Source organism: Paenibacillus sp. Root444D2 (assembly GCF_001426375.1).
Taxonomy (GTDB): Bacteria; Bacillota; Bacilli; order Paenibacillales; family NBRC-103111; genus Paenibacillus_E.
Genome location: NZ_LMEO01000001.1, coordinates 1 through 13210, shown reverse-complemented (window position 1 = coordinate 13210; position 13210 = coordinate 1). Strand labels below are relative to the sequence as shown.

12 protein-coding genes and 1 pseudogene are annotated in these 13210 nt (G+C 39.8%); 4 read left to right on the top strand and 9 right to left on the bottom strand.

Translation table 11 applies throughout. The annotated features are described in order from the left end of the window. Positions 1–285: 285 nt before the first annotated feature. From ASD40_RS00055 to ASD40_RS00045, 3 genes are read right to left on the bottom strand one after another with little or no spacing between them, the layout of a single operon-like run. A complete protein-coding gene (locus tag ASD40_RS00055; RefSeq protein ID WP_057301327.1) occupies positions 286–1380 on the bottom strand; it encodes a GerAB/ArcD/ProY family transporter in 1095 nt (364 codons plus the stop codon). Further along, complete coding sequence (locus tag ASD40_RS00050; protein ID WP_057301326.1) at positions 1380–2438, bottom strand: Ger(x)C family spore germination protein; 1059 nt, start codon at positions 2436–2438, stop codon at positions 1380–1382. The genes ASD40_RS00055 and ASD40_RS00050 overlap by 1 nt, the downstream gene beginning before the upstream one ends. Before the next feature lie 26 nt (positions 2439–2464). Further along, positions 2465–3937 carry a spore germination protein gene (locus ASD40_RS00045; RefSeq protein ID WP_057301325.1) on the bottom strand — a complete coding sequence of 491 codons (1473 nt, stop codon included), beginning with the start codon at positions 3935–3937 and terminating at the stop codon, positions 2465–2467. A gap of 304 nt (positions 3938–4241) precedes the next feature. Between ASD40_RS00045 and ASD40_RS00040 the strand changes: the two genes are divergently transcribed. The 4 genes from ASD40_RS00040 (at position 4242) to ASD40_RS00020 (ending at position 8373) form a co-directional block, all read left to right on the top strand. Then, positions 4242–4883: an FMN-dependent NADH-azoreductase gene (locus ASD40_RS00040; RefSeq protein WP_057301324.1), complete on the top strand. Its 642-nt coding sequence runs from the start codon at positions 4242–4244 to the stop codon at positions 4881–4883. A 375-nt stretch (positions 4884–5258) separates the two neighbouring features. Next, positions 5259–6164, top strand: coding sequence for an RNA polymerase sigma factor SigJ (gene sigJ, locus ASD40_RS00035; protein ID WP_057301323.1), 906 nt, complete (start codon positions 5259–5261; stop codon positions 6162–6164). Between the two features lie 844 nt (positions 6165–7008). Next, positions 7009–7488, top strand: coding sequence for a carboxymuconolactone decarboxylase family protein (locus ASD40_RS00025; protein WP_057301321.1), 480 nt, complete (start codon positions 7009–7011; stop codon positions 7486–7488). Between the two features lie 69 nt (positions 7489–7557). After that, positions 7558–8373: an SDR family oxidoreductase gene (locus ASD40_RS00020; protein ID WP_235549119.1), complete on the top strand. Its 816-nt coding sequence runs from the start codon at positions 7558–7560 to the stop codon at positions 8371–8373. 635 nt (positions 8374–9008) lie between these two features. On the opposite strand, the gene ASD40_RS36915 is transcribed toward ASD40_RS00020, so the two are convergent. The 6 genes and pseudogenes from ASD40_RS36915 to ltrA form a co-directional block, all read right to left on the bottom strand. Continuing rightward, the gene (locus ASD40_RS36915) at positions 9009–9173 is read right to left on the bottom strand and encodes a hypothetical protein (protein WP_156389840.1); all 165 of its coding nucleotides are present in this window, start codon (positions 9171–9173) and stop codon (positions 9009–9011) included. Between the two features lie 168 nt (positions 9174–9341). Continuing rightward, positions 9342–9815, bottom strand: coding sequence for a tyrosine-type recombinase/integrase (locus ASD40_RS00015; protein WP_057301319.1), 474 nt, complete (start codon positions 9813–9815; stop codon positions 9342–9344). A gap of 129 nt (positions 9816–9944) precedes the next feature. Beyond that, positions 9945–10371, bottom strand: a pseudogene (locus ASD40_RS36225) (histidine phosphatase family protein); the annotation flags it as partial. Between the two features lies 1 nt (position 10372). Then, positions 10373–10577, bottom strand: a 205-nt coding sequence (locus ASD40_RS38395; protein WP_235549118.1) for a histidine phosphatase family protein, incomplete at its 3' end; no start/stop codon positions are given. A 171-nt stretch (positions 10578–10748) separates the two neighbouring features. Then, the gene (locus tag ASD40_RS00010; RefSeq protein WP_057301318.1) at positions 10749–11237 is read right to left on the bottom strand and encodes an NUDIX hydrolase; all 489 of its coding nucleotides are present in this window, start codon (positions 11235–11237) and stop codon (positions 10749–10751) included. 152 nt (positions 11238–11389) lie between these two features. Further along, complete coding sequence (gene ltrA / locus ASD40_RS00005; protein WP_057301317.1) at positions 11390–12682, bottom strand: group II intron reverse transcriptase/maturase; 1293 nt, start codon at positions 12680–12682, stop codon at positions 11390–11392. Positions 12683–13210: the final 528 nt, after the last annotated feature.

Here is a 13210-nt window from a genome sequence, read left to right as displayed (position 1 = left end):
CGATATTCTCAGGGTTCTTTTACTTTTTGATTAAACACTTTTTATGAAAGTTAATGAACATTCTATTTCGTATCTTAACAACATTTATGAGTTCATTTAAGAAAAGTCTACAAACATAATTGTGAAATCACTAAAAAACCTTTATAAATAAAGGTTTTTTTCTTTGTTTGGAAATTCCGATATGGAAGGATATTGAGTGCGAAATTTAACCGATTTGTCGCCCTATGAAAAGCTATAGGCTCTACCTCTTGATAGATGAACCAGTACAATAAATCAGTTTCTGATTTATTTGACAACATCGCATTTAGACCTTAATGCAACGCTAGTAATAATAAATAGTAACGGGATATAGGCAAAGATGAAATAAAATCCTAACTCATGAATGAATTTTTCTAATACATCGATCTCCATTCGTTCGTTAAACGTAAGCGCGACGATGAAAAGGGCTGCCAGTGTAATAGGTAATGACACTCCAGGTTTAAGCGAAGCAACTCTTTTCATAATTCTTGTACAGCACCAAATAGGGATACAAACCGTTGGGATGATAACCAGAAGCCACATAAATACATAAAGATATTCGAACCTTGCAATGAAGGATAACTCAATGATTTTCGACATCGCCAAAGTTGGCCAAAGCGTATGTTTCAGTAGTCCCTGACTAAAATACATGAGGGTTACAATAATTATTGCCGTGTATTTGAATGTAGTGAATAGCAAGGCGAAATGCGCCCATTTTACGTTTTTTTCAGGTAATTTTAAGAAAGGAAAGTAAATAAGCAATGCTTCAAGCCCGAAGAAAATGAAACTGGAAGATCTAGAACCTTTAAGCAAATCAAGAAAAGAATGATTGAGTAAAGGCAATAAATGATGGATATTGCCTTGTCGAATCGGAAAGTAAAGCAAAAAGAGGAAGGGGATCAGAGCTATGTAAAAAAAGCTAAACCCGGCAACAACCCTGAACCCGCCGGATACGACATAATATATTATGCAAATTAAGAAACCTGCCAAAGCCCATGTTTCAAAGTTTGGAAATACCCACACTTGAATGATTTCAATGTAAACTCGGAAGTAAAATAGAGCCATTAGGAAAAAGTATCCGACTAATAATAGAGAAACAGCATTGCCTATGAATTTGCCGAAAATCGTTCGATGTAAGTCAATTACGTCTTTAGCTGGATTACCGAGCATCTTATAAACCATCCAGATGATTAAATGCAAGCTCAAACCCATTAGGATAATTGATATCCAAGCATCTTGACCAGCTTCCACCAAGATAAGACTTTGAAAATTAAAAATGTTAGCGGCTGCCTGGGAAACGCCGATTAAGAAAAATACAAAGTATCCGGATATTGTGTAATTTTCCTGTACCCGATTCTGCACTAATGCCCAACCCCTGAGTGTAAAATAATAATCTTCGTATTAACTTCAAAATCCAGATTAGGATAGATTTTTCCATAAAATTCATTCTCGCTATACTTTCTATGCTGCCACCTATATTGCTCTCCGAAGCCGATAGGATCGACGTTGTTCTTTTGTAATCGGATTAGCATCATTTTGATTTCCGATGATAATTTATCTTCGATTTGCTTCTTTACTTCTTGCGAATCGTCTTTTTTCTGAATGTTAATTTTTTTCGGAATTCCTCTAAGTGCTATGGATAATTTAAGGGATATCGTTGTCTTTCCGTTTTGCGCGATAGCTATTTTGCTCTTTCCACGCAGAATGACAAAGGAATACATATCTTTTTGACCGGTAATGAAATCATATTCGCCTGTCAGGGCTTTGTCTTTAAGAAACTTTAAATATAATCCTTCTTCGTTGGTTAACCAAAGTTTTAATTCGTCTCCTTTAAAGACGGCGACACCATCCATATGTAATAAGCCCTGATCTTTATTGATAACGGGTAAATAAACATCCTGGCCTTCTCCATAGTACTGATTTACGAATGAATGATAATTTGTCATCGGCGTATTCCCATGGTACATGTTTTGTTCGATAAGCTCCGATAAGAAAAAGGATGTTTTTTTTGAGGTTTCAGATATTATAGAGCTTGCTTGTTGTTTTGTAATAACAAGGGTAGCATTGCTGCTTTTAATGAATTCTCGATTGATGTAGTCGGCAAGCTCAGAGATGGCTTCTTTTGCGAATTTTTCGCTAATTACCAATGTGCGCATTTGTCCCAATTCGACAGGTTGAGAAGACTTGGTAGTTAGGGTTGTGAAAATCCCGTAAAGGTTTTTCGACTCCGCGGTTATCGGGGATACGGATTGTTGCCGGGAAGCTTTTATATATGTTGGATAAGAAGTGCTCATCTTAATCGTATCGCCTTCGACGTCAACGCCCATGCTTTGGATGATATTTATCCGGTCTGTTATGCGTTTTTGTGCACAACCGGATAATAGGCAACAGCAGAAGAGAACTAGAATATGCCCTTTCATTATTTCATCCTCCTATCAACACAAAATTATTCATTATTATAGTCGTCGCCGATATCTTTATTTTTTTGTACGGAAAATCTTTTTGTCGAGAGCGGACGCGTAGTAAAAAATCGATTAGAAAGAAGGGTGAAGGAAGAGCGGATAAAACTGTCGCTGTAACTGTTGTGGCGAAAAGGGAACAGGGGCACGATATACGGCGAACCCAACGATTTCAAACGTAATAAATGGCCTAAAATAAACATTATCCCAATCATTATTCCTAAACCACCGCATAAGGATGCTAAGACAATCAATGGAAAACGCAAAAACCGAATTGTGTTGGAGATTTTAAAGATAGGCGTGGTAAAGGAAGCCAATGCAGAAAGAGAAACGATGATGAGCAAAATATTACTGGTTAAACCAGCTTGTACCGCTGCTTGCCCAAGTATGATACCTCCTACAATGCCCAACGTTTGACTGACTTTTGTAGGTAATCTGGACCCGGCTTCGCGCAACAACTCGATGGTTATTTCCAAGAACAGGACCTCCAGCACAGGAGGAAAGGGAACGTTCGTTCTGGATTCTATAATCGGACCTAAAAGATCCCTGGGAATGACGGTGTAATGAAAGGTGAGAATCGCAACATAAATGGAGGTGGCCAGAATTGAATACGCAATCCCAAAAAAACGAATAAGACGAAAGAACGAACCCATAATCCATGGTAAATAGTAATCTTCGGGAGAAATAATAAAGTTAAATAAACTCACGGGTCCCGTAATTACAATAGGAGAACCGTCGCATAGAATGGCTACTTCCCCGTTTAACAAAGAATACTTGATTCTGTCCAGGCGTTCACTGGACAAGAATAATGGGAAGGGAGAATTCGAGTTGTCGGTAATAAGTTGTTCCAGAAGAGAAGTCTCAAACAACACGTCATAATCTAGATCCAAGAGCCTCTGCCTTGCCGTATTTACATATTGAAGATTGGTAATACCCTCCAGATAAGCGATAGCGATTCTTGTTTTTGAAAGTGAACCAACGATGTGTTCCTCAAATATAAGTTTTTCGGTTACAAGCCCTCTTCGAAGTAAAGTCAAATTGGTATCTATATTTTCGACAAAACCGAGTTTCGGACCGATTACGCTGTATTCATTTTCGGTATCATTATGAACACGATGGCCCAGTTTTAAATCTGCGATGTCCACGATAAGTCCTTCATCTAGATGAGGATCTATTTGAAGAAAAATTGAACCGTGAGCCAAACTTTGTGGAATTTCTTCCAGGTTTGAAGAAATTTTGATTCCTTCAATGGGAATCAAGGCTTTTAAATCATGCAAATTTTTGATTTCACAATTCGAGGTTTGAATAAAAGAGAGTAAATCATGGTGATATTGTTCATGGTTTATAAGCGTTTTATAGTAAGAAAAATGAATTAGTTTATCTTTTATATTAATGGTTGTTTGTAGAAAATCATCTGATTTTAAGATCTCTCTTAAAGCCTTATGTATATTTGGGAGCATACGACGTACCACCTGTCTAAGAAAAATAACTCGTCTTATTATGATGTTCTGATGTTGAAGTTATCCCTTTATTTTACAACATAGAAGTACTCAAGAACTTATGATCTGATTTTGATGAGTTATGAGGAGAACTACTAATATTCTTTGACGATTGAGGCTATATTACAGATGTGTTGAAATTACATTTACTTTGGATTTCCCGATTATTAACCTGCTATCGAAATTTGTTTTGTTTTATGTCACACATTGAAGTCACCAATTGTCTTAATAGTGTAAAAAAACACATTAAAGGAGATTAACCAAAATGGCAACAGTATTGTATATTACAGCTCATCCGCATGATCACCAGAACTCTTATAGTTTAAGTGTTGGAAAAGAATTTATTAATGAATATCGAGAAGCTAATCCTACCGATGAAGTACTGCATCTTGATCTTTATCAAGTAAATATCCCGCAAATTGATGCAGATGTATTTAGCGGATGGGGAAAATTAAGTTCTGGCACTGATTTTAATCAGTTAAGCACAGAAGAAAAAGCGAAAGTAAGTCGTTTAGGTGAACTGGTAGACCAATTTGTTGCTGCAGATAAATATGTATTTGTTAATCCAATGTGGAATTTTTCTTTCCCACCAGTTATGAAAGCATACATTGATTCTATATGCGTTGCGGGGAAAACCTTCAAATATGTTCAGGATGTAGGTCCAGTTGGGTTACTTGGTGATAAAAAGGCTGTGCATATTCAGGCAGCTGGTAACTTCTATTCGCAAGGGGGACCATTTGCAGACTTTGAAATAGGTCATCGTCACTTAACTATGATTATGAAGTTTTTTGGTGTTCCTTCATTCGAAGGTATCTTTATTGAAGGTGTCGCTGCAACGCCGGATCAAGCACCGGCAATTAAAGAGAAAGCCATCCAGAAAGCTCGTGAATTAGCTCGAAAGTTTTAATAACAAGGACAAAGTGGAACATATCCCTATTGAAAAAGAGTCTTCTAAGACTCTTTTTTTCTTTTCAGTCGTTAACAGTGAAAATGGGCAAAAGGGCTATATTCGGACTACCGTATTTACGTGTTGAAGATTGATAATACCCTCCATATAAGCGATAACGTTTTTGAAATAGAACCAACGAAGTGTTCCTCAAATACAAGTTATTCGGTTGTTTCTTCAGATGGATGTCATTTTGGATTAAAAATTGTTTAGATTTGTGTCACATATGGGCACCGTCAATTGTCTTATCAATGATCATTTCTACATCGTATGGGTCATTTCATTTTGTCAATAATAAGCTAAAAAAGTTTAACCAACTTACAAAGGGGGGATATAATGCAAAGTTATACCATTGAACCATCATCGAATAACATTGAAGATTTATATAGGACCTACAAACCTCATCTATTTGCAATTGCTTACCGCATGCTTGGCTCTCGATCGGATGCAGAGGATATGGTTCAAGATTTGTTTATTAGCATGCATGGATTTTTAAACGACAACATTCAAAATTTTAAGTCGTACTTAAGTAAAATGATGATCAATCGTTGTTTGAACGAGTTAAAATCAGCACGAAAAAAAAGAATAAGCTACGTAGGCAATTGGCTTCCAGAACCAACCGTGCAACTGATTGAGCATAGTCCATTAGATCGTGTTGAGCGTCAGGATACAATGTCTTACGCATTTCTTATTCTTATGGATAAACTGACACCCTTGGAGCGAGCGGTGTTTATTTTAAGAGAAGTGTTCGAATATGAACATAGTGAAATTGGAGAAATGTTCAACAAAACAGAAGTCAATTGCCGCAAGATTTACAGTCGTGTCAAGAAAAAAGTAGACGCATCCAATGAAAAAGATGAAATTCTTTTATCACATCTACACGAGGAAAAGGAAAGGGTAAGCCGTTTCATTGCTGCTCTTTCGAACGGTAACATTCAATCCCTGGTGAACATGTTAACTGAGGATGTCATTTTCATTGCTGATGGCGGGGGTAAAGTGTCTGCCGCAATTAATCAAATTTACAATAAGAAACGTGTGCTCACTATATTGAATGCTCTTTCATCAAGTCGATTTCCTGCATCTAAAGCGCAGCTTGTCGAGGTCAATCATCAGCCAGGAATATTGATAACCAAAGAGGGGATTTCAACTGGGGTCATTTGTTTTGATTGGGATATCGAGACGATGGCTATTCAACGGGTTTACCTGATTGTAAATCCGGATAAATTGCAGAATTTAAACTGAGTTTGAAGGATCAAAAAAAAATGATGGAATTCAACAACGCCGAGAAAGAAAGGGCCATTTAAGAGAAGATCCTTGATCTCATTCAGATCAGGGCGTTGCAAATGAATGGTTGCCATCGCCCAGAACATGAAAAAGATTGCCAACCACCTGGCCAGAGCGGCCGGTAGCAGGCAGTCTTTATTTGTTTAATTGGAAAGGTTATTATAGGCTGAATTTATTGATTAAATATAGTGTTTCTCAACAATGCGTTTATGAAGATTATGGGAATTAAGACTCTGAAAGATGTCACATATTCATATCACCAATTGCCTTATTATTATCAAACAAATTTGATCAGAAAAGAAAGGGATGAAGACAGCTTGAGCAATTGTCCTGTTTGTCTTGTAGGTATTGTTGAGCCAATTGGTTACGTCGAATTAAAGGAGGGACCATTGGAATTCAAACTGTGCCAATTTCCACCGGCTAAAAAAGAAACAATCACCATTGGGATATGTAGTCGGAAATCATGTCAGCATATAAATATGGGGGCAGTTCCGGAATCCCTTACTCCAGCCAAAAATTTATTGAAGGAGCTTATTCTATCACTTGAAAAGAGAACTCGGTAAAAGCAATAACACGATTTCATACTCACGATATGGCTAAAAATGACTGACCAAAATACTCTTCGAGACGCTAAAGGAGTAGAAAAACGAATGCTACAAATCCTGAATTGATGCAGATGTATTTAGCGGATAGGGGAAATTATGCTCTGGCACTGATTTTAATCAATTGATCATGTTTTATGTCACACATTGAAGTCGCCAATTGTCTTATTAGTGTCAAAAAAATTAGGAGGTACACAATTATGACGCAACGTGTAAATTATATGGAGCAATCTCCTGAGCTTTTCAAAAAAATGGTGGAGTTCAGCTTAGCCGAGAATAAAAGCTCAATTGAAAAGAAGATACTAGATCTTATTCACATCAGGGCATCACAAATGAATGGATGCGGATTCTGCCTGGACATGCATATGAAGGAAGCCAAGATTCATGGTGAGCGTGAGCTTCGCTTATACCACATCTCGATTTGGCGAGAATCGACACTATTTGATTCGCGTGAACGCGCTGCGCTGGCATGGACCGAGATTCTTACCAAGCTGCCTGAGCATGGTGTGCCCGATGAGCTGTATGAACGCGTTCGCGGTCAGTTTACTGAGAAAGAAATTTCGGATCTGACTTTCTCCGTTATGGCTATTAATGCTTGGAATCGTATTAACGTAGCATTCAAAACGGAACCGGGCACAGCTGACGCCGCATATGGTTTGAACAAAGCTGGCTTGAGCTAATCAGTTACAGAAGCAAAGAAGCAAAGCATAGTTCACTTATATAAGCACTTTAGAACCTATATAGAATATATGTTTAGACATTACTTGCTCTTTATGGGCAAAACAACTAGGAGGATTAATATGAAAATTGTAGTTATTGGCGGCAGTGGGTTAATTGGAAAAAAACTTGTAAACAACCTTCGTCAGCTTGACCATGAGGTAGTGGCAGCATCACCTTCCTTAGGTGTCAACACGATCACTGGTGAGGGGCTGGCAGAAGCGCTTAGCGGCGCACAGGTTGTTGTCGACGTGTCAAACGCGCCTTCGTGGGAGGACCAGGCAGTTTTGGAGTTCTTTGAGACGTCTACTCGTAATCTCCTTGCTGCTGAAGCAAACGCTGGAGTAAGTCATCATGTTGCGTTGTCGGTCGTTGGTACCGAACGCCTTCTCCAAAGTGGTTATTTCCGTGCGAAAATGGCTCAAGAAGAGCTAATCCAGAATTCCAAGAATCCTTATACGATCGTCCGCGCAACGCAGTTCTTCGAATTCGTCGGTGGCATCGCCGATGTGGCTACAGAAGGGGAAACCGTTCGTTTGCCATCCGCCCTTATGCAGCCTATCGTTTCGGATGACGTTGCAGCCGCGTTGGCCGATTTCACACTTGGGACGCCAGTGAATGGCATTGTCGATGTGTCCGGTCCAGATCAGATTCGTATGGACGAATTCGTTCGACAATACTTTAGCGTAACTCAAGACAAACGTCAGGTGGTCACAGACGATAACGCGCCCTACTACGGATCGATAGAGGTGAATGATCAATCTCTCGTTCCAAATGGTGATAGACCCGTGAGCATCACTACGACACACTTCCAAGATTGGCTCAGCCGCTCTGCATCTCAGGGGTAATTCTCCAAGACAGAGTCACAAATTTTTTATGTAGAACATAGAAGCTTCCAAAAATAATTAAGAATGTGAATGAAAGGAGAACCGGTTGTTTACGGTTCTCCTTTTCTATTAGTTTAGTGTCTACTCAGGACCAGAAGGGGTTCGCTAATTACGTGCCTGCATTACGATTTCACCACACGATCCCATTCATATCAGGGCATCGTAAATGAATGGGTGCGAGACCTCGACACACGAGTCGGGTGGTGACAAGAACAATAAATATCCGCCTAAACGGGATTCAGGAGAAAATCAAAGAGGAATTAGGGGCAAGCCCAAATCCAAAGAAAGTACATATTCATAAAACCCGTATTTTATACATATGTCTATAATTCAGTTTCTATGCCTTTGCTTCGATACTTTTTGAGTTAGAAGTGCATTTTTGTCTTTTTTGCGAACTTCGTAAATTCGTCATGACTACCCACGAAATCCATACCCATGTCAGTCAACTCAGGCATATTTCCCGCAGGATATAAAATTAATTGATAGTCCCCTAATCCCATGGTTGCCTCCTTTATCACTTTCAAGTCTATCAGTTAAATATTATGTTCATTATAATGATCTACCCCGAGTTCTGCCACGCAAACCCACCCTTTTTTTCAACTATCAAATACATTTTCCTTCCCTCTGCTCGGATAGGTACGTACTATCTCCACAATCACTTTCAAACACTCGCTACTGGATAAATCGGCATCATAAACATACCCTTCTACGTATTTGCGCAACTTCTTTATGAGAAACTCTTCCGTCTCCTGGTATTCCATGCACGCAGCTCCTTACCAGACACTTTTTATGTCTTGCTTAGTTTCCCCAAAAAGCATAATAACCACCTAATTGAAGCCAATTAGGCGGTTTAGTTTAACTTATTGCCACCCTGGAGTAAGGTGCTATTATACTGATTCAAACCAGCATTACGGAATAGCAGTGAACGCCTAAAAGAATTGACGATATAGTTCTCTTCTGCGCTCGCCGCGGAGCTGTGCATATATTTGAGTCGTGGATGCCTTCTCATGTCCCAGCATGCCTTGAATGAACTCCAAAGGTGCTCCGTTGTCCAGCAACTGGCACGTATAAGTATGGAGAAAACGATGAGGGTACACGTTGGTTTCGACTTCTCCCCGATCTGCAAGCCGCTTTAATAACCACCTGATCGTGGGAATGGCCATTCTGCGAGTAGGATAAGTTTCGGTTACAAACAAAGCTTTACAGGAGTCCTTACGATTTGCTAGATACTTTTTCAACCAGACCTTGCACTCGGTAGTGAAATATACATCTGAAATATGGATATCGCCAAGTTCATTAACCAGCATTCTCAGCTGCAGGGCGTAGGCTTTTAGAGTGTTTATACTAAATCCCTGGATGCGCTTATCGTCCTCATACACTTTCCACAATTGACTTATATTCATAATAAAACCTCCCATTAGTCCTATTAAGTCTAGGTTTTCTTCTAATGAGAGGTTTTAATCTGTTTGTATTGAACTAGCGTTTCCGTTAGTTCAATGATATTTGAAGAAGTCACTTACTAAAATAGTCACTTAGTCACTCCAAATTCGTTCTATATTTGGAGTTTCCTTCATAAAGGAGAGGTGGAACACGTCTGGATTAGATAGGTTTTGCCACTCCTTATACCCAAACCGATCATCAAAATATTTCAAGAGCAGAGATATGAGATTTCCATGTGAAGCTATTATAATATTTTTAAATCGACTATTTAATAGTTCTTTAACCACAGTAATTACACGGTGCGTAGCTACATTGCTCGACTCGCCACCCTCATAACACAAATCTAAATCGTAGTACGTTTGTCGAAGCATTTCACGCCAATCGGGGTGACTTTTTACAGATAATATCCTTTCGATCAATCGATTATCTGTTACAATTTCGATACCAAGTCTTTCAGCTAATGGAGAAATTGTTCGATAAGCCCTTTCATAAGGACTTGAAATAATATAATCAATGTTTNTCAATCGATTATCTGTTACAATTTCGATACCAAGTCTTTCAGCTAATGGAGAAATTGTTCGATAAGCCCTTTCATAAGGACTTGAAATAATATAATCAATGTTTTTCGGTATAAGAAACTCAGTAAGTTTGTTTGCCTGATTTAGACCTAAATCCGATAATCGTGCATCAGCAGATTGTCCTTCTGCTTGACAATGTCTGACTATANGGTATAAGAAACTCAGTAAGTTTGTTTGCCTGATTTAGACCTAAATCCGATAATCGTGCATCAGCAGATTGTCCTTCTGCTTGACAATGTCTGACTATAAATACATTTTTCAATTTTAAAAATACCTCCTAACAATCCGATAGTAAATCAGAGCACATGTAGTATAGTTTTACATCATTTCAATATATTTTAAGTAAAATATAATTCCTGCTCTRTCTACATTGGAAAATTGGAGGGGATCCTCATTCATTAGTTGTCTTAATTCTCCTACGGTAATCCATTTGGGGTTCTTAGTTTCATCACCTAATTTTAATAACTCACCTTGTACTTTACAACGGAAGTACACACCAACCGAATCAAAGGGTCCATTAATGGTCTGATAAACCCCGAAGGGTTTTATACATTCCACTTCAAAACTTGGATCGATACCCACTGTATCAATCCTTGTATCCTCACCTTCTATTTCTACTACATCAAGCCCAGTCTCTTCCTTTACTTCTCTAATAAGTGCTGTTACTAAKGATTCGTATTGTTCTATTCTCCCACCAGGAAGTTCAATCCGTTGAGATTCACCAGGTTTATTTCGTGTTTGAACTACAATTTCGATTGTTCCATCCAAAGTTCTTTCAATTATTGCACGAGAATTAACTAAAAACATACGTCATCACAGCACCCTTCTTTTTCTTCCATGTAGATTTCTAGATTCTCAACTAGAGTAAAGGGCTGAATATTCAGCCCCTCCTCATCAAACCGTACATGAAGTTTTCCCTCATACGGCTTTCCGATGTTCTTCAATCATGAGCATGCGGATTACAACAATGTTTTAAGCCCCATTTGTCTGGCAATATATTTAACTTCTTGAAATGAACCCATCCATCTATTTCTTTGTCTTTTCTTAGCATACCAGCGGGTTAACCTTTGCAGTATGTACCAGTCCAACTTCGCTAATTTCCTATGGCTGTAGGTCGTGTGGTAGTAATTTCTCCATCCTTGAATTTTAGGATTGAGCCATCCTACCTGTTCCTCAAAAGAACGTGAACGTGAACTCGGTGGTGCAAGTCTTTCTTTAACCACTTCCCGTATGCGTTCTTCTGCCTTTTTCGTTAACCACTGTTGCGTTGTGAAATACACGTTTCCTTGGGATGTTTCTGCTTTTGTTTTCCGATGGTGCATGCCTAGAAAGTCGAATCCTTCGTCTCCTATCCACAAGCCTACTATGCGTGTTTTGGTGGGGTGTAAGGTGAGTTCTAAACGCTCCATAATCGTAACGATGAGTTTGTACGCATGGTCCGCTTCTTTCTTCGTCTTGCAAACTACAACCATGTCGTCTGCGTACCGTGTCAACTCACCTACTCCTTTTCCATGTTTCTCCCACATTTGATCGAAGTAGTTGAGGTAGATATTCGCTAGTAACGGCGAGATGACGCCACCTTGTGGTGTGCCTAAGTCGGAGCGTCTTACCGATCCTTCTTCCATAACTCCCGCTTGTAGCCACTTCCTAATTAACTTCAATATCCGCCTGTCATTGATGCGCATTTGCACCAGTTTCATTAGCTTGTCTTGGTTAATGTTGTCGAAGTAGCCTTGGATATCGATGTCGACTACCCAATTCCCTTTACGGTTGCAGGCTTTACGGATTCGGTCTAGTGCTCCCTTTGCACCACGTTTCGGGCGAAATCCGAAGGATGTTTCATGAAAATCCGCTTCAAAGATGGGTTCAATCATTAGTTTTGTTGCCATTTGTACGACTCGGTCTCGAACCGTCGGTATTCCGAGCGGTCTTTGTTTTCCATCCTTTTTAGGAATGTATTGACGTCTCACTGGATCAGGATGGTATGTGCCTTCTTGTAGCTCACGCTGACATTCCTTGATGAACGAAATCTCCCCGTGCTTTTCGATGTCTGCAAGAGTAACGGCATCAATACCAGCCGCGCCTTTGTTAGCACGCACTCTTTTCCATGCTTCGCATAGAACGTCCCATCTGTGAACCTTGTCGTACAAGGAGTGGAACTTACGTTTCTTGTTTTCCTCGGCTGCATGACCTAGCTTTTCTTGGAGTTGTTGAACTTTTTCCTTTGGTGTCGTTAGCCGGTTGGCATTCACTCACTCGTACCTCCTTAAAAAGCATAAACAAAGCAGGGCTCCTTCCCTCCCGAAGGTTATGTTGTCCTTCGGTTCTTTGGTACTATGAGCCCCTCGGACTCCCTTCCTACAGACGGCTCACTTCGCTTTTCGAGCTTATAGAGTGTCTCTTTACGGTTTCTAAAAAAAAATCCGTGCAGGGGAGGGTCTCCCCAGTTCACTGCATTATCTTTCATACCATGCCGATCCCTTTACACCGGAGGATTCTTCACTGCTGTTCYAAGATCTACGCAGCTTCCTTGGCCTTCGTCTATGTTCACGAGACTCAGCTTCCTCTTGTCCCTCTTGCGAGGCCTCTTTGACGATGCGGCAGGATTCACTTGATGTTACGGCCTAGTATGTCGCTCGCCCTGCCTCTGACAAGTACTTTTGTCGATGCGCTTTTACGCACAGATTTCGCCATACGCAAGCATCCTAGCTACAAGGGTGGCTTGGTCCCTCCCGTGGTTGGACTTGCACCAACTAGATAATGCGTGCCTCTGGGCACGC

Bases quoted from the DNA above. Each gene is read 5' to 3' on its own strand.
- ASD40_RS00020 (WP_235549119.1), top strand. From the start codon at position 7,558: ATGTTTAGACATTACTTGCTCTTTATGGGCAAAACAACTAGGAGGATT.
- ASD40_RS00045 (WP_057301325.1), bottom strand. From the start codon at position 3,937: ATGCTCCCAAATATACATAAGGCTTTAAGAGAGATCTTAAAATCAGAT.
- sigJ (WP_057301323.1), top strand. From the start codon at position 5,259: ATGCAAAGTTATACCATTGAACCATCATCGAATAACATTGAAGATTTA.
- ASD40_RS00040 (WP_057301324.1), top strand. From the start codon at position 4,242: ATGGCAACAGTATTGTATATTACAGCTCATCCGCATGATCACCAGAAC.
- ASD40_RS00050 (WP_057301326.1), bottom strand. From the start codon at position 2,438: ATGAAAGGGCATATTCTAGTTCTCTTCTGCTGTTGCCTATTATCCGGT.
- ASD40_RS36915 (WP_156389840.1), bottom strand. From the start codon at position 9,173: ATGGAATACCAGGAGACGGAAGAGTTTCTCATAAAGAAGTTGCGCAAA.
- ASD40_RS00015 (WP_057301319.1), bottom strand. From the start codon at position 9,815: ATGAATATAAGTCAATTGTGGAAAGTGTATGAGGACGATAAGCGCATC.
- ASD40_RS00025 (WP_057301321.1), top strand. From the start codon at position 7,009: ATGACGCAACGTGTAAATTATATGGAGCAATCTCCTGAGCTTTTCAAA.